This window comes from Devosia salina (assembly GCF_019504385.1).
In the GTDB taxonomy this organism is placed as follows: Bacteria; Pseudomonadota; Alphaproteobacteria; order Rhizobiales; family Devosiaceae; genus Devosia; species Devosia salina.
The window spans coordinates 1,353,296-1,372,829 of sequence record NZ_CP080590.1 but is presented as its reverse complement, the minus strand read 5'-3'; the positions used below and the strand labels follow the sequence as shown (position 1 = coordinate 1,372,829).

At 64.4% G+C, this 19,534-nt stretch carries 19 protein-coding genes and 1 tRNA gene; 6 read left to right on the top strand and 14 right to left on the bottom strand.

The window, feature by feature from the left end; genetic code table 11:
* Nucleotides 1–11 precede the first annotated feature (11 nt).
* The 5 genes from K1X15_RS06525 to K1X15_RS06505 all read right to left on the bottom strand — a co-directional run bounded on the left by K1X15_RS06525 (nucleotide 12) and on the right by K1X15_RS06505 (nucleotide 3,261).
* Complete coding sequence (locus tag K1X15_RS06525; RefSeq protein ID WP_220306689.1) at nucleotides 12–650, bottom strand: SdpI family protein; 639 nt, start codon at nucleotides 648–650, stop codon at nucleotides 12–14.
* 4 nt (nucleotides 651–654) lie between these two features.
* Nucleotides 655–1,056 carry a VOC family protein gene (locus K1X15_RS06520; RefSeq protein ID WP_220306688.1) on the bottom strand — a complete coding sequence of 134 codons (402 nt, stop codon included), beginning with the start codon at nucleotides 1,054–1,056 and terminating at the stop codon, nucleotides 655–657.
* A gap of 63 nt (nucleotides 1,057–1,119) precedes the next feature.
* Nucleotides 1,120–1,602 carry a 30S ribosomal protein S9 gene (gene rpsI, locus K1X15_RS06515; RefSeq protein ID WP_220306687.1) on the bottom strand — a complete coding sequence of 161 codons (483 nt, stop codon included), beginning with the start codon at nucleotides 1,600–1,602 and terminating at the stop codon, nucleotides 1,120–1,122.
* 1 nt (nucleotide 1,603) lies between these two features.
* Nucleotides 1,604–2,068, bottom strand: a complete 465-nt coding sequence (gene rplM / locus K1X15_RS06510) for a 50S ribosomal protein L13 (RefSeq protein WP_220306686.1) — start codon at nucleotides 2,066–2,068, stop codon at nucleotides 1,604–1,606.
* Nucleotides 2,069–2,208: 140 nt separating this feature from the next.
* Complete coding sequence (locus K1X15_RS06505) at nucleotides 2,209–3,261, bottom strand: COX15/CtaA family protein (RefSeq protein ID WP_240549740.1); 1,053 nt, start codon at nucleotides 3,259–3,261, stop codon at nucleotides 2,209–2,211.
* 88 nt (nucleotides 3,262–3,349) lie between these two features.
* Here K1X15_RS06505 and K1X15_RS06500 point away from each other — a divergent pair, with 88 nt between their 5' ends.
* Complete coding sequence (locus K1X15_RS06500; RefSeq protein WP_220306684.1) at nucleotides 3,350–3,556, top strand: DUF2842 domain-containing protein; 207 nt, start codon at nucleotides 3,350–3,352, stop codon at nucleotides 3,554–3,556.
* Nucleotides 3,557–3,622: 66 nt separating this feature from the next.
* On the opposite strand, the gene K1X15_RS06495 is transcribed toward K1X15_RS06500, so the two are convergent.
* The 3 genes from K1X15_RS06495 to K1X15_RS06485 all read right to left on the bottom strand — a co-directional run bounded on the left by K1X15_RS06495 (nucleotide 3,623) and on the right by K1X15_RS06485 (nucleotide 8,600).
* Nucleotides 3,623–4,843, bottom strand: a complete 1,221-nt coding sequence (locus tag K1X15_RS06495) for a PRC-barrel domain-containing protein (protein ID WP_220306683.1) — start codon at nucleotides 4,841–4,843, stop codon at nucleotides 3,623–3,625.
* A 334-nt stretch (nucleotides 4,844–5,177) separates the two neighbouring features.
* Complete coding sequence (locus K1X15_RS06490) at nucleotides 5,178–6,218, bottom strand: polysaccharide deacetylase family protein (RefSeq protein ID WP_220306682.1); 1,041 nt, start codon at nucleotides 6,216–6,218, stop codon at nucleotides 5,178–5,180.
* A gap of 15 nt (nucleotides 6,219–6,233) precedes the next feature.
* Nucleotides 6,234–8,600, bottom strand: coding sequence for a GumC family protein (locus tag K1X15_RS06485; RefSeq protein WP_220306681.1), 2,367 nt, complete (start codon nucleotides 8,598–8,600; stop codon nucleotides 6,234–6,236).
* A 151-nt stretch (nucleotides 8,601–8,751) separates the two neighbouring features.
* On the opposite strand from K1X15_RS06485, the gene K1X15_RS06480 reads away from it, so the two are divergent.
* The 5 genes from K1X15_RS06480 (at nucleotide 8,752) to K1X15_RS06460 (ending at nucleotide 14,769) form a co-directional block, all read left to right on the top strand.
* Entirely contained in the window at nucleotides 8,752–9,303 is a 552-nt protein-coding gene (locus tag K1X15_RS06480; RefSeq protein WP_220306680.1) for a polysaccharide biosynthesis/export family protein, read from the top strand.
* A gap of 2 nt (nucleotides 9,304–9,305) precedes the next feature.
* Complete coding sequence (locus K1X15_RS06475) at nucleotides 9,306–10,427, top strand: glycosyltransferase family 4 protein (RefSeq protein WP_220306679.1); 1,122 nt, start codon at nucleotides 9,306–9,308, stop codon at nucleotides 10,425–10,427.
* Between the two features lie 81 nt (nucleotides 10,428–10,508).
* On the top strand, nucleotides 10,509–12,023 hold the full coding sequence (locus K1X15_RS06470) for an undecaprenyl-phosphate glucose phosphotransferase (protein ID WP_220306678.1): 1,515 nt from the start codon (nucleotides 10,509–10,511) through the stop codon (nucleotides 12,021–12,023).
* 47 nt (nucleotides 12,024–12,070) lie between these two features.
* Nucleotides 12,071–13,486, top strand: a complete 1,416-nt coding sequence (locus K1X15_RS06465; protein WP_220306677.1) for a hypothetical protein — start codon at nucleotides 12,071–12,073, stop codon at nucleotides 13,484–13,486.
* Between the two features lie 2 nt (nucleotides 13,487–13,488).
* Entirely contained in the window at nucleotides 13,489–14,769 is a 1,281-nt protein-coding gene (locus K1X15_RS06460) for an O-antigen ligase family protein (RefSeq protein WP_220306676.1), read from the top strand.
* Here K1X15_RS06460 and K1X15_RS06455 read toward each other — a convergent pair.
* The 6 genes from K1X15_RS06455 to K1X15_RS06430 all read right to left on the bottom strand — a co-directional run bounded on the left by K1X15_RS06455 (nucleotide 14,742) and on the right by K1X15_RS06430 (nucleotide 19,349).
* Nucleotides 14,742–15,716 carry a phosphotransferase enzyme family protein gene (locus tag K1X15_RS06455; protein ID WP_220306675.1) on the bottom strand — a complete coding sequence of 325 codons (975 nt, stop codon included), beginning with the start codon at nucleotides 15,714–15,716 and terminating at the stop codon, nucleotides 14,742–14,744. The genes K1X15_RS06460 and K1X15_RS06455 overlap by 28 nt on opposite strands.
* Before the next feature lie 56 nt (nucleotides 15,717–15,772).
* Nucleotides 15,773–15,849: transfer RNA gene (locus K1X15_RS06450), tRNA-Pro, on the bottom strand.
* Between the two features lie 119 nt (nucleotides 15,850–15,968).
* A complete protein-coding gene (locus K1X15_RS06445; protein ID WP_220306674.1) occupies nucleotides 15,969–16,904 on the bottom strand; it encodes an N-acetylglucosamine kinase in 936 nt (311 codons plus the stop codon).
* Entirely contained in the window at nucleotides 16,901–17,566 is a 666-nt protein-coding gene (locus tag K1X15_RS06440) for an N-acetylmannosamine-6-phosphate 2-epimerase (protein ID WP_220306673.1), read from the bottom strand. The genes K1X15_RS06445 and K1X15_RS06440 overlap by 4 nt, the downstream gene beginning before the upstream one ends.
* The gene (locus K1X15_RS06435; protein ID WP_220306672.1) at nucleotides 17,563–18,432 is read right to left on the bottom strand and encodes a carbohydrate ABC transporter permease; all 870 of its coding nucleotides are present in this window, start codon (nucleotides 18,430–18,432) and stop codon (nucleotides 17,563–17,565) included. Before K1X15_RS06435 ends, K1X15_RS06440 begins: the two co-directional genes overlap by 4 nt.
* Nucleotides 18,429–19,349, bottom strand: coding sequence for a carbohydrate ABC transporter permease (locus K1X15_RS06430; protein ID WP_220306671.1), 921 nt, complete (start codon nucleotides 19,347–19,349; stop codon nucleotides 18,429–18,431). The genes K1X15_RS06435 and K1X15_RS06430 overlap by 4 nt, the downstream gene beginning before the upstream one ends.
* Nucleotides 19,350–19,534 lie beyond the last annotated feature (185 nt).

The following is a 19,534-nucleotide window of genomic DNA, read 5'->3' as shown; positions in this document are numbered from 1 at the left end:
GCAACGGCGTGTCAGAATCGGCGGGCGAACACGGTGAAGAGCCCCGCTGCGAGGGGGAGGCCGGCGAGGCAGGCGCAAAGACCCAGCACCAGCAGGCCGGGACCAGGGTCGCTCCAGGCCAGCCAGGCCAGTGCAAGCCCGGCGCCACCCGATGCGAGACCGCTGAGCCGGTGCACGATGCGCCAGGCGCGGTCGGAGCGGATCGGCCAGGGCATGCGCAGGCCGGCATAGGAATGGCGTTCGGCTTCGAAGACGATCACCCCGATCAGGGCCAGAAGGGCCGCCAGCCCGAAAGCGGTGATGCGAAAGAAGTCAAAATCCGAGCCGATGCCATTGAGCAGCAGTCCGAGCTGGCACGCCGCCGCGACGGCCAGTGCCAGGGTCAGGGCCGGATCGAGAATGTGCCTTGTTTTGGCGAGGTGGTTCCTGGTCAGGATGCGGCCGAGGGTGAAGAACGCCCCCATGAGCCCAAGCTGAACAAGGGGCGCAATGGCCAGCGCAATGTCGCGCGGCCAGAGCCAGTCCACGACGCTTCCATCCCAATGGGCGGGAAAGGCGTAGTCGGCCGGCACATGGACGATAATAACCCCGGCAATGGCCAGGGTGACCCCGAACAGAAGCAGATGAAAGCGGGTGACGAGGCTGGGCATGACCTTAGGCCAGAAGCTCGTCCCGGTGGACCAGGTGCACCTTGTTGCCATCCGGGTCGCGGAGATAGGCGCCATAATAGTCCGGCGCGTAGCGGGACCTAAGCCCGGGCGCGCCTTCATCTCGACCACCGGCAGCCATGCCAGCAGCGTAGGCGGCGTCGACGGCTGCGCGGGAGGGGGCGATGAAGGCAAGCATCGCGCCATTGCCGGGCGTGGCTGCCTGCCCATCGAACGGGGCGTAGACATAGAATCGCGGATAGGGCACGCCGCCGACCCAGCACAGGGCCTCGGGTCCGCCATCGGGCTCGACCGGACGCCGGCGCAGGCCAAGAGGCGTCAGAACCGCGTCATAGAACTGCCCGGCCCGCACCAGATCATTGCTGCCGACGGTAATGTGACTGAACATCAGGCCCTCCCAAAAGCAAAGGGGCCGGTTTCCCGGCCCCTCGCAAATATGAGATCCAGCGTCTTAGCGCTTGGAGAACTGGAAGGACCGGCGGGCCTTGGCCTTACCGTACTTCTTACGCTCGACGACGCGGCTGTCGCGGGTCAGGAAGCCACCCTTCTTGAGGATCGGGCGCAGGCCCGGCTCGAAGTAATTCAGGGCCTTCGAAATGCCGTGACGGACAGCACCGGCCTGACCCGAAAGACCACCACCGGCAACGGTGACGTTGACGTCGTACTGGTCGAGACGGTCGGTGGCGACGATCGGCTGCTTGACGATGAGCTGCAGAACCGGACGGGCGAAATACTTGGCGAATTCGCGGCCGTTGATGGTCAGCGTGCCCTTGCCCGGCTTGATCCAGACGCGCGCGACGGCGTTCTTGCGCTTGCCGGTGGCATAGGCGCGGCCGAGGCTGTCAAGCTTCTGGACATGGACCGGAGCGGTGTTGGCGACCGGAGCGGCAGCCGAAGTGCCGAGGTCTTCGAGGGAGTTGATGGTTTCGGCCATATTACTTCACCCGCACGTTCTTGGAGTTCATCGCAGCGACGTCGAGCTTGGTCGGGTTCTGCGCTTCATGGGGATGCTCGGTGCCTGCATAGACGCGCAGGTTCTTGAGCTGGGCGCGGGTCAGCGGACCGCCGGGCATCATGCGGCGAACGGCGTTTTCGAGGACGCGGTTCGGGTAGCGGCCTTCCAGCAGCTCGCGCGCGGTGCGGTCCTTGATGCCACCGGGGAAACCGGTGTGCCAGTAGAAGCGATGCTGGTCCAGCTTGCGGCCGGTCAGCTTCACCTTGTCGGCATTGATGACGATGATGTTGTCACCCATGTCCATGTGCGGGGTGAAGGTCGGCTTGTGCTTGCCGCGCAGACGCGAAGCGATGATCGAAGCCAGACGACCCACGACCAGCCCTTCGGCGTCGATCAGGACCCACTTCTTTTCGATCTCGCTCGGTTTTGCCGAGTACGTGCTCATAATCGAATTCCCTAAGATTCAAGCAGCCGGCCCACGCATGGACCGGCCAGTTCGAGCGGCTCTCTATGAGAGATTCATCAGGCCGTCAACACCCAATAATTTCAGTCACAAAATCAATGACTTACGGATGCGGTATTATATTACCTTACCCGCCGCAGATCGGCGAGATAGGCGACGGTGAGGCCCGCCAGCATGAAGGCAAGCGACTGGTGACCAACCGCCAGCCCGATCGGCACGCTCATGAGCAGCGTTCCAACACCCAGGCCAACCTGCAGCAGAACGATCACGCCGATGCGCGGCAGCCATCCATGCACGCCGGCAAAGCCGCCATCCTTGTGGCGTCGCCAGATCAGCCAGCCGATATAGGCCACGATGGCATAGGCGATCATGCGATGGATGAACTGCACGGTCAGCGCATTCTCGAAGAGGTTGCGCCAGGCGGGGTCCATGATGAAGAGCCCCTTGGGTATGATCGCGCCGTCCATCAGTGGCCAGGTGTTATAGCCCATGCCGGCATCGAGACCGGCGACGAAGGCCCCTGCCCCGATCTGCAGGATCACCAGGCCCAGCAGCAGTCCCGTGGTGCCCAGGTGAAAGCCGGTAACCCGCCCCAGAACCCTTCCTGGCGACAGGGAGCGGGCGACATAGACCAGGGCAATGAACAGCAGCGAAGCGGCGGTCAGGTGGGCCGCCAGGCGGTATTGCGACACCGAGGTCAGTTCGGACAGCCCGGACGAGACCATCCACCAGCCCAGCGCGCCCTGGAAGCCACCCAGGATGAAGAGGCCGAAGAGCGGCCAGGCCAGGTCTCGCGACAGGCGCTTCTGGAACAGGAAGACCACGAAGGGCACGATGAACAGCACGCCGAGGAAACGCGCGATCAGCCGGTGGAACCATTCCCAGAAGAAAATGACTTTGAAATCGTCCAGGCTCATCCAGGAATTGAGCACCGAGTATTGCGGGATCTGCTTGTAGGCCTCGAACTCGGCCTGCCACTCCGCATCATTGAGCGGGGGGATAACGCCGGAAATGGGCTTCCATGAGGTGATGGAGAGCCCCGATTCGGTGAGCCGCGTGATACCCCCCACCACGACGATGAGCAGCACGAAGGCGGCCAGCCCATAGAGCCAGATGCGCACGGGACGCAGCCTGTCGCTGGCATAGCTCACTTGGCCGGGTGCGGCATCTTGCATGGCATTCACGGGACAAATCCGGGTATCGATCGGGACGCCGGAGTGGTAATCCTCCGTTCCATCCCCCGCAACAGTCCAGATGCCGCACATGACCCAGCGTAACCGCAAGTTGATAGGCGCCTTCCTTCTGGTTGGCTCCATCGTTCTCTGGTCGGTGCTGGCGACCTGGGTCTATCTGCAATTGCCCGAAGGTCTGCCCGGCCTGGTGTTGATCGGTTTCTTCATCGTCGCCGGCATGGGTTGGGTCCTGCCCGCCATGCCACTGATCACCTGGATGGCGCGGCCGGACCGGTAGCACCATACCGGCCGCAAAAAGGCCGGCCCGCAAGCGGACCGGCCAGGGTGCGAAGACCGGCGGGGGCTATTGAGAACCGATCTCGACCCTATCATCGTTGCCAAGCGCCTGGGCGTTCTGGGTATCGACCCCGGACATGGCATTGATGTCTTCCTGGCTCATGCCGCGCAGGATAAGGACACCGTCGATCACCGAGATGGTGTCGAGCGGGATGGCTACTTCCTGATCGCCGAGGCCGAGCCGTTGACCATCGGTCAGCACGACATAATGCCTGTTGCCATCCAGTATGACACGATCGATCGTGCCCAACTGCTGGTCCCGCGCGTTCCTAAGATCGAGCCCGCGGAGGTCACCGGCATAATAGTCGAGCGGCTGTCCTGCCTCCATCTGCTGGTCCTGACGAAGCATCTCCCGGGCGCGCTGCATGTCGCGCTGAGCGTTGTCGTCGCCGCGCTGTCCGACCTGCTGACTGGCCCCGGCATCCTCGAAACGGATATTGGGCTCGCCAGTCTGATTGAACCTGATTTCCGGTTCGCCCTGACGCTCCACCTGAATATTCGGCTCGGCCTGCTCATACTGAACGTTGGGCTGCTGGCGCTGCACGTCGATCTGGGCCTCGTTGCCGGTCGATTGCACCTGCACGCGGGGCTCCTGGCGCTGCAGGTCGACATTGCTGTCATCCTGGTCGGCCTGCGAGGCCTGTGACTGATCTGCCTGCACGGACACCTGCGGCTCGGGCTGGGTCACATTGACCTGTGGCGGCTGCTGCCGCACCTCAACCTGCGGCTTCGGATTGGTCACGGCCACATCCGGCTCAGGCATGCGAACAATGATCTCGGGTTGAGGCTGATCAATGGTGATGATGGGCTGCGGTATCTGGACGCGCACATTGGGCTGCGCCTGCCGCACGATGATCTGCGGCTGGCCCTGGTCGACCCGTACGCGCGGCTCCTGCTGGGTTACCGAAACCAGCGGCGCCTGCTGCCGCACGTTCACTTCCGGATCAGGCTGGGTCACGACGATCCGGGCCGCCGCCTCGCGGTCCATCTGCTGTCCATTCGGGCCGAGCGCCTCATTGGCCTGATCATAATAGGTCTGGCAGCGCTCCTGATTGCCCGCTTCGACGACGGAGCGGCTTTCCTGCACCCACTCGGCGCGCAGCCGGTCGCTCTGTTCGCTGGAGAGCGCACGAAGCGCCTCACAATGCTGCTGCTGTTCTGCGTAATCGGCCGATGTCTGCGCATAGGCCACTGGCGTCAGGACGGTCGCACCAATCGCGGTCGTCATGAGCGCACGCAAAAATCTCCTGTTCATCATGCCTTCCTTCAAATTGAGGGAGCCGGATGACGACTCCGAATTGTGGGCGAGCAACAAAGGCGGTGCGACAGGGCCCCGCGCAGTGCGCTCAATCTCGATGTGAAGCCCTCCTATCGAGGACCACGGCCGCTGCGCCTGGGCGCAGGGCTCGTCCCGCTCAATGAAGCGGGCGCTCTTTGCTGTCTGGCGACGCGCAGGCCGCCGTCGTGCCCGTGGCACTGACCGCCAAACGGGTGGAGGACGCCTCGGTTCCGAACGAAACCCGGGTTATTTCAGAGATGACCTGGCTGGGATCGGCTCGTGCTCAGCCCATGAACCGGCCGAGTTGGGTAAATAGCCCGCCGCTCGCAAAAACATCGACATAGCGCGATTTCTGGAAGTAACCGTTGAGCGAGACGCGCGGCAGTTCGGTCAGCTTCTGAAGGTGGCTCGGATAGAGACCGCCCGGCCGCGTCGTGACCGCGGTGCGAAACCCCAGTTCCGCCGCCAGGGCGAATTCCCGCGGCCCGCAGGAGAGCGGACCACCCAGGGGGTAGGAAAAATGCTGCGGCCGCAGGCCGAACTGGGCCTCAATGACATCGACGGACTGGCTCATCTCGGATCGCGCCTGCTCCGCCGGGAGCTTGGCCAGCTCATAATGGTTCACCGTGTGGGCGCCGATGGTGCAGAGCGGATCGCCGGCAAACAGCCGCAATTCCTGCCAGTCCATGATCAGCTCCCGGCATTGCTTGTCGAGATCATAGCCATAGGCGGCAGTGAACTCGTGTAGCAGCGCCAGCCGGTCAGGTTCGGGCAGTTTTCGCAGGCGCCAGTAAAGCCGGTCGAAGGCCTCGCGCTTCTGGGCCAGGGTACGGGTATCGACATATTCGGTCTCCCCGTCCTCCGTGAAAGCCACCGCTTCCTGGCGGGCGATGATATCCTCGATGGCCTGCCACCAGAGCTGCCCGACCCCGTCCACGAAGGCCGTGGGAACATAGAGGGTGAATGGCGCCTCATGGGCACGCAGGATCGGCAGGGCGTGGCGCAGATTGTCCTTGTAGGCGTCGTCGAAGGTCAGCACGACGAATGAGCGGCCCTTGCGGGGTTCCGCCAGGCGCTCCAGGGCCTCGTCCAGGCTGACGATGTCGATGCCGAGGTCGCGGATGCGCTCGATGCAGTAGTCCAGGAAGTCCGGCTGCACCTGCAGGATGGCGTTGGGCGAGAAGTCGGCCGGCTCCTCGGGCAAGACGCGATGCAGGGTCAGGATAACCCCGCGCGAACGCGAGAGCAGCCGGAACAGGGCTGGCATGCCCGTCAGCCAGAGCAGTTCGAAACTCGCCCGGATGGCGGCATATTTCAGAGACATGCCGTCTCTCCATCGCTAGGCCGCAACCGAGTCCGTGAGAGCCGTGATTTCGACGCGGTCGAGACCGGCATCTTCGAGCGCCCGGCGCGCCGACTCGGCCCGTTCCATCTCGGCCTCATCATCGGCCACCAGAACGATGCGACCGCCCAGCTCGGCGAAAACATCGAGGCTTGAATTGCGGCCCACCTGGCCGGTCAGCACCACCACCACCTCGTAGATGTCCCCGAGCGCCTCGACCAGGGTAGCCGGACGGCTGGAGCGGCGATTTATGGCGCCCCCCTGCCCCCAGGTCACTTCGGCAAAGCCGTTGTCGGCGGATTTCTGCACCACGTCGCCAAAGCTGGCATCGCCTGTGCTGAGATCGCTCAGGCCGGGCGTATCGGTGCGCCGGCCGGTACCGGCATCGACCAGGGCGACGCTCAGCCCCTTGCCGATGGCGATGCCGATCAGGTCCTCGGCCAGAACCGGGCTGGCCCGGCCCGTATCGTGGTCTGCCAGCAGCAAGAGATGCGTACGGCCGAGCACGAGGTCGGAAACGAGATCGGCATGGCGCACCACCGCGCCGGATGGACGGGGGGCCGGTTTGCCCGATGCGGGCGTCGGCGCGCGCTCCCTGATTGCGCGGATCGCCTCGAATGCCTCGGCCTGCGCGTCGCGCCCGTCGTCGGCATCATCCATTGCACCCGTCGCGGCCAGCGCCGGGTCGGTTATGGATGGGCTCGTCTCAGCGTCGATCTCGGGGGACGTTCCAACCGAGGCAAAGCGGGACAGCACCTCTTCCAGGGTCTCGTCGGATGCCGGGGCTTCCTCAATGACGTCGTCCACCGCATCGACCTCGGACGCCACCGGCACGACGACGGCCTCGACCACGGGTTCGGTTTCGACATCCTCCTCACGCGTTTCCCAGCGCTGATCGGGTTCAAGCTCGTCGGCATCGAAGGGCTCTGCGCCCAGGTCGTCGGTGGTGTTCACGTTGCGCGCGACCGGCACTAGGGCGCGACCGGACATCAGCTCGCCAAAGGCCACCGCCCCGATCTGCAGGATCACCGACACGACGCCCACGCCGATCATGATCATCGAGGTCTTGGGCGATGCCGGGGTCACCGAGGGGGCCGCGACCGAGACGACGCGCACGTCGGGCAGAGCGGAATTGGTGTCGACGCGGGTCGAGGCTTCGTTGAACCGCAAGAGATAGGCTTCGAGCAGGTCGCGTTGGGCCTTGGCCTCGCGCTCCAGGCTATCGAGGCTGACCGTGTCGCGGGTGGCCAGCGAGGCGCTCGACTTGGCGCGGGCCAGATCGGCCTGGAGCGAGGCTTCCAGATCGGCCTCGATCTGCGCCTCGGCTTCCAGCGACTGGGCCACGCGCGCGCCCTCGATGCGAATCTGGTTGTCGAGTTCGGCGATCTGCGCGTTGAGCGCACGGATGGTCGGGTGGTTGGCCAGGAGCGTTGCGGAACGCTGGGCCTTTTCACCCTGCAGGCGCGCCTTTTCCTCGCTCAGGCGCTGGATGACCACCGAATCCTGTACATCGGCCACGCCTTCGATCGGCTGGCCGCGCTCGATCAACCCCCGAATGAGGGAGGCGCGCGACAGGGCCGCGTTCTTGCGCTGCTGCGATTCGGTGATCTGGCCAGAAATACTGGACAGCTGCTGGTCGAGCAGGCTGGTGTTGTTCTGGCCGGTGAAGAGGTCATTGTTGACCTTGAAATCGGCGACGGCCGACTCGGCCTCCTGCACGGAGACGCGGAGGCGCTCGATCTCCTCGCGCAGCCAGCCCGAGGCATCGACGGTATCGGAAATGGAGAGCTGGGCACGGCGGGCCACATGCGCGGCGGCAACGGCATTGGCGATCTTGGCCGAGAGCGCCGGATCGGTGGTGCTGACACTGACCGAAATGACGCGCGAATCACGTTCCTGCGCCACGTCCAGGCGCTCATAGAGCGTCTTGAGCACCGTCTCGTCGACACTATCGGGCGTGGCCGTGCGGCGCCCTGCTAATTGCATGATCATGCCCAGCGGCGAAAAACCCGAGGCAGCGCCGTTGAATTCGGGATTGGAGCGCAGGTCGAGCTGGTCGATGACACCCAGCAGCGTATCGCGGGACTTGAGCAATTCGATCTGGCTGGAGACCACGCCGACATCGCCGGCGGACGAACTGGGCGCCTGCTCGTTGGACGCCCGGACATAGGGATTGGACCGATCCTCGACGAGGATGGAGGCCGAAGACTCATAAAGACGCGGCTGAAACATCAGCACTACGAAGGTGATGGCCAGCAGCCCGAGCGTCACGACCAGAATGCGCGGAATGCGCCGGACGATGGCCGATAACAAGGCGGAAACATCAATCCGCGCATCGTCAGTTGCTGGCAGGTCGTAGGCCATGGCGCTCCCTCAATTCTGAGAAATGATTACGCCTTTCAAGGTCAATATTGGGTTAATCGCTCATGCATTTCGCCAGTGAAGGGGCCGGGCGTAAGCAAAATTTTAATCATGCCGAACCAGACTGCACGCAACTCAAACGCGCGGGATTCTCATGCGCTGGCTTGCCCTTATCACTGTCCTCCTGTCCCTGGTTCTGACCGGCTGCGCCACCACGCGGCCCACCACCTACATGGTGGACACCAAGGGGCCCTATCTACTCGACACCGGCGATATCGTGCGGGTCAGCGTCTATGGCGATGCTGAACTGAGCAAGACCTACAAGGTCGATGACAATGGCGCCGTGGCCTTCCCGCTGGTCGGGCCGGTGCCGGTTCGCGGCGGAACGACCGAGGACGCGGCACAGCGCCTGGCTCGGGCCCTTGCCAATGGCTATATGCGCAATCCCGATGTGGCCGTGGAAATCGACCAGTACCGTCCGTTCTACATCCAGGGCGAGGTCAAGACTGCAGGGCAGTTCCCCTATGTCTATGGCATGACAGTGCGCGCAGCGATCAGCACCGCTGGCGGCTATACCGAGACCGCCGATCGCGGACGTGCCGTCGTCTATCGCCGCCAGGGCAGCGAAATGGTCAAGGGCGCCGTCGACCTCGACTTCCCGATCTTCCCGGGCGACACGATCGTCGTGCAGGAACGCTGGTTCTAGAGGTGGGTGGCGACGGCTTCCGTGTGTTGCAGGTCTTGCGGGCACCGGTTGGCGGGCTGTTCCGGCACGTTGCGGACCTGACCCGCGCACTGGCCGCCGAGGGCCATAGCGTTGGCATCGTCGTCGATAGCCTCGCCAATGACGCGCAAACCGAGCGGCTGCTGTCCGCACTCGGTTCCGATGCCGTGCTGGGTATCCATCGCTTTGCCATGCCGCGGCTGTTCGGACGGGGCGATCTTTCGACCCCATTCGCGGTCAGCGCGCTCGCCCGCAAGCTCGACATCGACATCCTGCACGGCCATGGCGCCAAGGGCGGGTTCTACGCCCGGCTCGCAGCATTGGGCGGCAGCAAGGCCAAGGTCTTCTACACACCGCATGGCGGCGTGTTGCATTTCCCCGCCAGCAAGGCCTCAGGGCGGATATTTCATCGCATCGAGCGCCAGCTCATGCGGAAGACATCGACGATCATCTTCGAAAGCGCTTATGCGCAGAAGACGTATTCGGCACTGATCGGCACGCCCACCTGCCACAGTACCGTCATTCACAACGGCCTGCGTCCCGAAGAATTCGTGCCCGTGCCCCCCGGCCCCGACGCGGCCGACTTCGTGTTCGTCGGCGAATTGCGCGACCTCAAGGGCATCTTTCCGCTGGTGGAGGCGCTGGCGCAGGTGACCAGGCCGGATGGCAGGCCCGCCAGCCTGGTCATGGCCGGCGACGGACCCGATCGCATGGCCCTGGAAGCACGGATCGCCCAGCTGGGACTGACAGACAGAGTGATGCTGGTCGGCTCACAGCCGGCCCGCGAGGTCTTTGCCATGGGCCGCAATGCGGTGGTGCCATCGCTCGCCGAGTCCCTGCCCTATGTCGTGATGGAAGCCGCGGCAGCGCAGCTCCCGGTGATCTCGACCCGCGTGGGCGGCATCGCAGAAATATTCGGGCCAACGGCTGACAGCCTGATCCCGCCCGGCGATGCGGCCGCGCTGGCCGCAGCGATGACTGGGGTCCTGGCCGATCCGGCGGGGGCCAGTGCGGAAATGCAGGCCCGCCTGGGACATGTGGCGGCGGAGTTCTCCGTCACGCGGATGGCCGGCGCCATCGAGGCCCTCTATCGCGCCGCCGCCTAGCAGACTGCGCATAAGGATTTCACCGAGTATAAAGGTCTCTTGGTGACAATGCCGCGCAAACAACAAGCGCCGGTAGCCCCCATGTATCGCGTCGACCCGCAGAAGGCCATCGAAGAGCACGCGTCCCGTCACGACGACGCGGGCAGCGTGCGTTTGTCGCCCAAGGCCGAACAGATCATCGCCGCCCCCGTTGAACCAACGCTTTCGGGCGCGGTCATCGCGGGGGTTGCCCAGATCGTGGAGGCCGCCCTTCTGGCGCTGCTGGGCTACGGTATTCACGCCCTCTATGTCGAGCCGCCACAGGACAGCTTCTATATCCCGGTCATTCTCGCCAGCGTTCTGGTCGCCAATATCGCGTTCAACGCCGCACGCGCCCATCGCATCACCGTCTACCGCACCCACGTCTCGCAGATCGGCCGCGTCCTGGGGGCCTGGCTCGGTGTCATGCTGCTGCTCATGGTCGGCATCTTCTTTTTCAAGGCCGGGGACCTTGTCTCCCGTGTCTGGTTGCTCTCCTGGTTCCTCTCCGGCGCGGCGCTGCTCGTGGCCTATCGCCTGCTGTTGCGGAGCCTGGTGCTACGCTGGACGGCGCAAGGGCGCCTCAAGCGGCGTACGGTCATCGTCGGCGGCGGCGCGGATGCGGCGCTGCTGATCGAGCAGATCCAGGCCGGCTCGGAAAAGGACATCAACCTGCTCGGCCTGTTCGATGACCGCGAGGGCGAACGCTCGCCCGAAATCGTCTCGGGCTGCCACAAGCTGGGCAAGGTGTCGGACCTGATCGAGTTCGCGCGCCGCACGCCAGTGGACCTCGTGATCGTCTCCATGCCGCTCTCGGCCGAAAAACGTGTGCTCGATATGCTGACCCAGCTCTGGGTGCTGCCTGTCGACATCCGCCTGTCGGCCCATATGAGCAAGCTGCGTTTCACCGAGCGGGCCTATTCCTATGTCGGGGACCTGCCGGTGCTCGATATGGCCGACCGCCCGATCTCGGACTGGAACCTGATTTTCAAGTGGATCTTCGACAAGGTCGTTGCGCTGACCGCACTGATCCTTCTGTCACCGGTGATGCTGGTGACGGCCATCGCCATCAAGATCGAGAGTCGGGGGCCGGTCTTCTTCGTGCAGCCGCGCCACGGCTTCAACAATGAGCTGATCCGCATCTACAAGTTCCGCTCGATGCGGACCGACATGCTGGACACGGGGGCAGCCAAGCTGGTCACCAAGGGGGACCCGCGCGTGACCCGCGTCGGCAGGTTCATCCGCAAGACCTCGATCGACGAGCTGCCGCAATTGTTCAACGTGCTCAAGGGGGAGTTGTCGATCGTCGGCCCCCGCCCTCACGCTTTGCAGGCCAAGGCCGCCAACCAGCTCTATTATGAGGCGGTCGAGGGCTATTTTGCGCGCCATCGCGTCAAGCCGGGCATGACCGGCTGGGCCCAGATCAATGGCTGGCGCGGCGAGACCGACACGATCGAAAAGATCATGCAGCGCGTGAACCACGATCTCTATTATATCGAGCACTGGTCCATCCTGCTCGATCTCTACATCGTGGTGATGACACCGATCCGCCTGCTCAATACCGAAAACGCCTACTAGGCCGGATGATGGCAGGTCTTCGGTTCCGCACCGCCGGCGTCCTTGTCATGGCCATCATCGGAATGGCCATGGCAAGCGGTGCGCGCAGCGCGGAGAACCCCATTTGCGTGGATTGCCTGCGTGTCCGGGTCGGGCCGCCGACCGTGGTTCGGGGCCCCTTTCCGGACGAAATCGACGCTGCGTTTTCCGCGCTGAAGCTGCCCGACGGGACGTTCCGCGGGTTCAGTGCCAATGGCGCCACCTATGCCATCGACGGGCCCGATCTCTTCGACCTGAATGGTCCGAGACGTGCCGTGCTGGAGCCCGGGGGCGCCGGGAGCATCAATGATTGCGGACGCTGGCTGACGACGGCCCGGCGCACCGAAGGCGCGGTCCTGGGGTTCGTGCATCAGGAGCGGCAGTGTGATTACGACCAGGGGCAAACCGACAAGTCCATGGCGCTGGCCCGGTCCACCGATGACGGCCTGAGCTGGACCGATCTCGGAACCGTCATCACCGGGACCGACACACCCCGGCCGGGCACGGTCACTGGCGAAGGCGACTGCTCGTTGGTCGATGGCCATGACGGCTACTACTACGCTTACTGCCTGCGCAATTCCGATTGGCAGACCATCGCGGCGCGGGCCCCGATCAGCGAGCCGACCGAGTGGCGCAAATATCATGACGAGGCCTGGAGCACGCCCGGGCTGGGCGGTGATGCCACGGCCATCGGGTTTGTCGGCACCGGTGCCGGCTATCTCGAAGCACCGGGCTGGGTGGCTGCGGTAGCGACGGATCCATGGTTCGGGGGGCTACGCCTCTCCCTATCCGCTGACAAGGTCAGTTTCGTCGATCTCGATGAGCCGCTGCTGCCGATCGACGGCGCAGACTGGGAGCGGCCGGCCGCCACGGACCTGCTCGCCTATGCCACCTTCCTCAACCCTGAGAATGGCGGCAATACGCTCGGCAACAGCTTCCTGCTGGCCTATCTCTATGTGCCGGCCGGTCTCGGCTTCGAGAGCCGCTATCTCGTCCTGCGGGAGGTAAGCCTGACCGAGGAAGACGCGCCGCTGCCGGTCCAGGCGGGTGTGGCCCTGACCCGCTGGTCTGATCCCGCGCAGGGTGGTTTCGTTACCTCGACGTCCCCGCTGACGGGCGATCGCGCCACCTACCATGAGGACGCGGTCGTTGCGCATATGCTGACGCGCGCGCCGGACAGCCAAGCCAGCATAAAGTTTGTCGAATGCGCGAAGGATGTGGGGGGGCGGGTGGACCACATTCTGGCCGAGGCGGCCCAATGCGCAGCCACCGGCTACGTCCACGAGCGAACTGCGGGGTGGTTGTTTGCCCGTGAACAGCCGGGGTCGGTGCCGGTCTATCAATGCCTCTCGACCAGAACCCGCACCCATTTCGCTTCCAGCGCCGCGGATTGCGAAGGGCTGGGCGTGCGCAATTTCCTTCTCGGATACGGACTGGAGCCATAAGCATGAGTGGACAGGCAGGGGTTGGCGCGCAGGGCATGGGCGTGAGCCTGATGGGGTTGCGGTTCGCCGTCCTTTCGACGCGCAACATGCTGTTCCTGCTCGCCGTCCTGGCCATGAACTACACGCTCAGCCGCCCCTCCCCTGTCGATATGCTCTATATCGGGGCGTTCCTGCTGACGCTGTTTCACCTCACGCTATTCCCCAAGTTCGAGGTGACCCGGCGCGCCTTGATCCTCTCGCTGCTGCTCGGCTCCTGGGCCGTCTTCTTCATGGTGCCGTCGGTGCCGCATCTGGGCGAGGAGTTCGTGGCCTTCGAGCTCCTGGCGAAAACCTTCGCCATTGCCATCGGGGTGATCGGTGCCTTCGTCTCGATGAGCTGGCAGCGCCGGCATTTCGAAACCTTCATGCGGTTCTACGTCGCCTCGTGTGTGGTGGCCTCGATCCTGGGCACGATCGGCTTCCTGCTGCAGACCGAGCTTTTGACCTGGGACGGGCGCGCCAAGGGCCTCATCGACGACCCCAACATGTATGGCTCGTTCCTGATCCCGGGCATGATCTTCTGCGCCTATCTGCTGGCCCGCCCGCGCAGCCGCAAACTCGTGTTGCTGGGGGCCATGGCGATCATCCTGCTGGGCGTGCTGCTGTCCTTCTCCCGCATCGCGGTGGTCGCTTCGGCCGTGTGCCTGTTCGGCTTCTTCTTCTTCCAGAACCGGCGGCGTCCGCGGCGCCTGGTGATGATCATTGGTGGGACCGTGGCCATCGGCATCGTGATGTTTGCGGTCGCCAGCCTCACCTCCGCCGAGTTCATGGCCAAGCTGCTCGACCGCCTGACCTTCGCCAAGTCCTACGATCTGGGCGAGGAAGGGCGCTATGCGCGCTATCTGCTGGTCTTGCCGATGATCATGAACAACCCCATCGGCGTCGGCGTGCTGCAGCTCGAAAAGATATTCCCCGAGCCGATCCACAACATCTGGCTCAGTTCCTTCGTCAATTATGGCTGGGGCGGCGGCATCACCTGGATCACTCTGGTGATCTCGAGCGTCGTGGTCTCGATCCGCAATTACCGGCGGACGCGCGATGAGATCGTCGTGGCATTGATGATCTCGATGATTGCCGTGGTCATGTGTACCTCGCTGCATGAGGGCGAGCACTGGCGGCATTTGTGGCTGATGTTCGGCATGGTGTGGGGCGTGAACATCTACAATCTCGGCGCTGTTCGAAGGTCCCCCGCCCCGACGCCCTCACCCGGCCGAGGTCAGGGCCAGATCGGACCGCGCAGATAGCGCTCCGCGAGCGCAGCCGTCCCTTCGGCGAAGCCGGGCATATGGGTCTGCGCCAGGCTGGTTTCGGCATGCGAGCCGATCCAGGCCAGCAGCGCCATGCGCCGCAGCATCACCATGGAATCGAGCGCCTCGATATCTTCGTCCGAAAGCGGGCGGATCGCCTGGTAGGCCTCCAGCCAAGACGCCTTGAGGGCGGGAACGGCCTTGTGCGTTTCGTGGAAGGAAATGGCCGCGGCAAAGTCGTAGCCGAACCAGCACAGGCCGCAATCGTCGAAGTCGATCAGGCAAACCTGGTCGCCCTCGACCAGCAGATTGCCCAGGCGCATGTCGGCGTGAATGAGGCCGTAGCGGTCGGGCGCCGTGCCATAGGCGTCGAGGCGGCGCCGCAGGTCCTGCTGCGCCCTGTCCAGCACCTGGTGGATGTCAGCCGTGACACCGGGCGCGACGCGCCAGTCGCCCCAGAGCCCGCCGGCGTCCAGAATGCTCGCCGCCGTCCAGGCCTGGCGCTCGAAGCCCGGAGGCCGCTTCCAGGCGATGGCGTGCCGGTGCAGCCCGGCCGCATAGCCGCCGAGCACGGAAAACAGATCGACCAGATTGCTGTCCGGGCTCGGTTCATGCCCGGCGATGAAGTGAAACAGCACCGCCTGCCGCACCTCGCCGGTGGAGGTGCGGAACTGCTGCAGCAGCTTGCCGTTACGGCCGGCCACCGGCTCGGGAATGGACAGCTCGGTCTGCCGGTGCAGCGCCTCGAGCCAGGCCAGTTCGCTCTCGATATTGGCCACGCTCTGATAGTCGGGCCGGTGCACGCGCAGCGTAAACGCCTCGCCGCCCGGCACGGAGAGCAGGAAGGTGTGGTTCTCGGAATGGTTGATCAGCGACGGCTCGGCCCCCGCCAGATCGGCCCAAAGCGGTATGGCATTGTCCAGGTCGCGCACTTGCAGCGGCATGGTCTGCTCCAGCTTTGGCAACGGACCCAAAGGGTCCCGGAAGGGCTTAGAGTGAATGGTCGGAGCGGCCGGATTTGAACCGACGACCCTTTGTCCCCCAGACAAATGCGCTACCAGGCTGCGCTACGCCCCGACTGGTGCGGACAGATAGAGATTCCGGGTGCTGAGTGCAACCCCGTTTTTGCGGCACATGTGCACAAAGCCGAACAATTGAGGGACAGCCGGACTGGCCTGCCTCGGATCGTGGCAAGGCTAGCCCAGCGCCGCCAGCGTTGTGCGCCATTGGCCGCCGGCGTCGTCCATCTGCAGGCGTGCTGCCGCGAGGGCGCTGTCTATGGGCGGCTGCGAAACCTCGATGTCGGGCAGTTGCGCCCTGATCTGCGCACCGATCACCGGATGCAGCTGCAGCACTCCGCCGATAAAGGCAACGGGCCGCTCGCCAACCCTCGCCGCAAGCGCCTTTGCCAATCCGGCCAGTTCCGTTCCGGCCTGGCGCAGGATGTCGAGTGCGGTCGCGTCACCCGCTTCGGCGGCCCTGGCGACGCCCACGGCCAGGGCACCGATGCGGCCGCGGTCGCCCGCATAGACATATTGGCGGACGTCGTGCCACTCGGCGCCACCCACGAGCGCGAAGATCGCCTCCGCGAGGGCCTCGATAGCGTCATAGGACCCGGTCCGGTCCAGGACACGATAGATTCGGTCAAGCGCCTGCAGGGCAATCCAGCTGCCCGACCCCGCATCGTCGATCAGGATGCCCCTGCCCCCGACGCGGGTCGTCGTTCCATCAGCCGCCACATGCACGCCGATGGACCCGGTGCCGGCGGAGACCAGATGCCCCTGCCCCGGCCGAAAATGCGCCGCATAGGCGAGGATGATGTCGTCCATGACCAGTATTCGGTCCTGCGTCAGTCCAAGCGCCTCACTCGCCAGGAGGCGAATGTCGTTGCTCGCCGCGACACCGAAACCGGTCAGCCCGCCCACCAGTCCCACCGGCTCCAGTCCCGCAGCCGCGACCGCCTCGGCCACCTGGCCCAGCGCGGTGCCGAGACGCTGGCGCTCGGCCGGGTTGAACACATGCGCGGTGGCGCCGCCGACGCTGCCGCGCGCCACAACCTGCCCCGCCGCGTCACAGGCGACCCACCGGCTGGCCGTGCCGCCGACATCGAGACCGAGATGGACTTGTCTCACCGGGGCACGCCCTCTTGGACAAACATGCGGGTGATTTCACGCGGATTGGTGATCATGGTTCCCACGACGACGGCATGGGCACCCAGTGCGAAGGCCTCGGCCACCCGTTCGGGTGTGTTGTAACGCCCTTCGGCGACGACCGGAACCTCGAGACGGTTCGTCAGCGCTTCCAACAGGGCCAGGTCCGGCGCGTCCGGCTTGGGCTGGGTGGCCTCCGTATAGCCGGAGAGGGTCGTGGCAACATAGTCGGCGCCCCATTCGGCGGCCTTGAGGCCTTCCTCGAAGGTCGAGACATCGGCGAAGACTTCCGCCCCCAGCTCGTCGCGGATACGGCGGACCAGCACGCCAGGGTGTTCCCCGTCGCGCGGGCGCTCCGTGCAATCAAGCGCCACGATCCCGGCCCCTGCGGCGACAATGGCTTCGGCGGCCGCAAAATCGGGCGTGATGTAAACCGGGTAGTCGCTGGAGAACACCTTGTGGATGCCGATCACCGGCAATCCCGCTGCGCGCACTGCCGCGATGTCGTCCGGGCCATTGGCCCGTATCGCAACGGCGCCGCCATCGCGGGCCGCCAGCGCCATGGCGCCCATGAAGTGCGGACCATGCAGCGGGTTGTCTGCCCGTGCCTGGCAGGAAACGACGAGGCCCCTGGGCAGCATCATTTCACCGCGCCTGAGGTCATGCCGGCGATAAACTGGCGCGAGAGCACGATATAGATGAGGATGATCGGTGCGGCCGACAGGGTCAGCCCGGAGAAGAGCACCCCCCAGTCGGTCGTATATTCGCCCATGAAGGTGGTCAGGCCCTGTGGCAGGGTCTTGAGATCATCATTCTGGATGAAGACCAGCGGGAAAAAGAAGTCGTTCCAGATGGGCACCACATTCTGGATGCCGGCGATGACCATGGCCGGGCGCACCAGCGGCAGCATGATCGACCACATGATCCGCGCCTCGGAGGCGCCATCCATCCGGGCCGCGTCCTCCAGCTCATTGGGCAGGGTGCGGATGAAACCGGTCATGATGAATATCGTCGTGGGCAGGCCCATGGCCGTATAGACGAAGATCAACGAGAGCTGGTTGTTGAGGATGGAGAGGTCGCGCATCAGCATGAAGAGCGGAATGATGGCGAGCTTGAGGGGCAGCGTCAGCCCGGCCACGAAGAACATCAGGATGAAATTCGCGCCGGTAAAGGCATAACGCCCGATGGCGTAGGCTGCCATGGTGCCCAGGGTCAGGATCAGCACCATGGAAGCGCCGGTGACCACGAAGGAGTTGATCAGGTAGCGCAGGAAATTGGTCTGCGTCCAGATCTTGGCGAAGTTGCCGACCTGGGTGAAGTCGGGAATGCCGAAGGGCGACTGGAAGATCTGCGGCGTGGTCTTGAAGGCCGAGAAGATCATGATGACGATCGGCGCCAGCATGATGATGGTATTGGCGATCAGGATGACCTGCAGCAGCCCATCCCGGCCCAGCGTCCCGAGAAGCCCCTTGCGGTCGTAATAGGTCGCGGTGCCTGCGGTGGTACTCATATCTGGATCTCCCGGGCGCGCAGCCGCACGGTGATGACCGAGGCGATGACGGCTATGAAGAGGAAAATCAGCACGGCCAGGGCGCTGCCTAGCCCGAAATCCTGCTGGCCGGCGGAGACGTTGCCGAAGGCGGTGCGATAGAAATAGAGCCCGAGCACGTCGGTCGACCCGAAGGGCGAGCCATCGAGCCCACCCATGATGTAGGGCAGCTCGAACCAGTTGAAGGCGCCCACGAACAGCAGCGTGAAGACGATGGTGGCGCTGGGCGCAACCAGCGGCCAGACGATCTTGGAGATCTTCACCCACTCGCTTTCGGTTTCCATGCGCACCGCGTCCAGGATTTCCCCGGGGATGCGCTGCATGCCGGCGAGGAAGACCAGCGTGGGGAAGCCCACCATGTGCCAGGCCTGGGCGACGATGATGCTCCAGAGTGCGGTGCCGCTCTGCCCCAGCCAGGGCTGCGCCATCCATCCCAGGCCAATGGACTTGAGGGTGATGTTCACCACGCCGAACAGCGGGTGATAGAAGAGCTTGAAGAGATAGGCGACGATGATCGTCGACAACACGACCGGCAGGAAGACCGCGATGCGGTGGAACCGGGCGCCGGGCAATTCACGCCAGAGCGCATAGGCCAGGATGAAGCCGAGGCCATTCTGCAGCACCATGAGCGCGAAGAAGACTATGATATTGTTCTTGAAGGCGTTGAGCGTCCAGCTGCGATAGGGCTCGACGAACAGCACGGTGTGGAAGTTTTCCAGCCCCACGTACGCACCGCGCTTCAGGCCCTGCCAGTCGAAGAAGGCATAGGCGAAGGCCGAAATGATCGGATAGACGATGAACAGCGCCACGAAAGCCAGTGGCGGCACGATGAGGACGGTGATCCAGAGGCCACGTCCTGTCATCCGAAGTTTGGGCATTTGGGCTCGCTGTGGCTCTGTTGACCCCGGCCTCACCCCACCCTCAATCCCTCCCATCAAGGGGAGGGAGGCGCAGGGCCGAAGCCTTGGTGTTCATCGTCTCCCTCCCCCTTGTGGGGAGGGATCAAGGGTGGGGGTGGCAACACGCACAAGGCATTTGGGTCACCCCCAGGTCAGAGGGTGGG

Bases quoted from the DNA above. Each gene is read 5' to 3' on its own strand.
- K1X15_RS06525 (WP_220306689.1), bottom strand. From the start codon at position 650: ATGCCCAGCCTCGTCACCCGCTTTCATCTGCTTCTGTTCGGGGTCACC.
- K1X15_RS06520 (WP_220306688.1), bottom strand. From the start codon at position 1,056: ATGTTCAGTCACATTACCGTCGGCAGCAATGATCTGGTGCGGGCCGGG.
- rpsI (WP_220306687.1), bottom strand. From the start codon at position 1,602: ATGGCCGAAACCATCAACTCCCTCGAAGACCTCGGCACTTCGGCTGCC.
- rplM (WP_220306686.1), bottom strand. From the start codon at position 2,068: ATGAGCACGTACTCGGCAAAACCGAGCGAGATCGAAAAGAAGTGGGTC.
- K1X15_RS06505 (WP_240549740.1), bottom strand. From the start codon at position 3,261: ATGCAAGATGCCGCACCCGGCCAAGTGAGCTATGCCAGCGACAGGCTG.
- K1X15_RS06500 (WP_220306684.1), top strand. From the start codon at position 3,350: ATGACCCAGCGTAACCGCAAGTTGATAGGCGCCTTCCTTCTGGTTGGC.
- K1X15_RS06495 (WP_220306683.1), bottom strand. From the start codon at position 4,843: ATGACGACCGCGATTGGTGCGACCGTCCTGACGCCAGTGGCCTATGCG.
- K1X15_RS06490 (WP_220306682.1), bottom strand. From the start codon at position 6,218: ATGTCTCTGAAATATGCCGCCATCCGGGCGAGTTTCGAACTGCTCTGG.
- K1X15_RS06485 (WP_220306681.1), bottom strand. From the start codon at position 8,600: ATGGCCTACGACCTGCCAGCAACTGACGATGCGCGGATTGATGTTTCC.
- K1X15_RS06480 (WP_220306680.1), top strand. From the start codon at position 8,752: ATGCGCTGGCTTGCCCTTATCACTGTCCTCCTGTCCCTGGTTCTGACC.
- K1X15_RS06470 (WP_220306678.1), top strand. From the start codon at position 10,509: ATGTATCGCGTCGACCCGCAGAAGGCCATCGAAGAGCACGCGTCCCGT.
- K1X15_RS06465 (WP_220306677.1), top strand. From the start codon at position 12,071: ATGGCCATCATCGGAATGGCCATGGCAAGCGGTGCGCGCAGCGCGGAG.
- K1X15_RS06460 (WP_220306676.1), top strand. From the start codon at position 13,489: ATGAGTGGACAGGCAGGGGTTGGCGCGCAGGGCATGGGCGTGAGCCTG.
- K1X15_RS06455 (WP_220306675.1), bottom strand. From the start codon at position 15,716: ATGCCGCTGCAAGTGCGCGACCTGGACAATGCCATACCGCTTTGGGCC.
- K1X15_RS06440 (WP_220306673.1), bottom strand. From the start codon at position 17,566: ATGATGCTGCCCAGGGGCCTCGTCGTTTCCTGCCAGGCACGGGCAGAC.
- K1X15_RS06435 (WP_220306672.1), bottom strand. From the start codon at position 18,432: ATGAGTACCACCGCAGGCACCGCGACCTATTACGACCGCAAGGGGCTT.
- K1X15_RS06430 (WP_220306671.1), bottom strand. From the start codon at position 19,349: ATGCCCAAACTTCGGATGACAGGACGTGGCCTCTGGATCACCGTCCTC.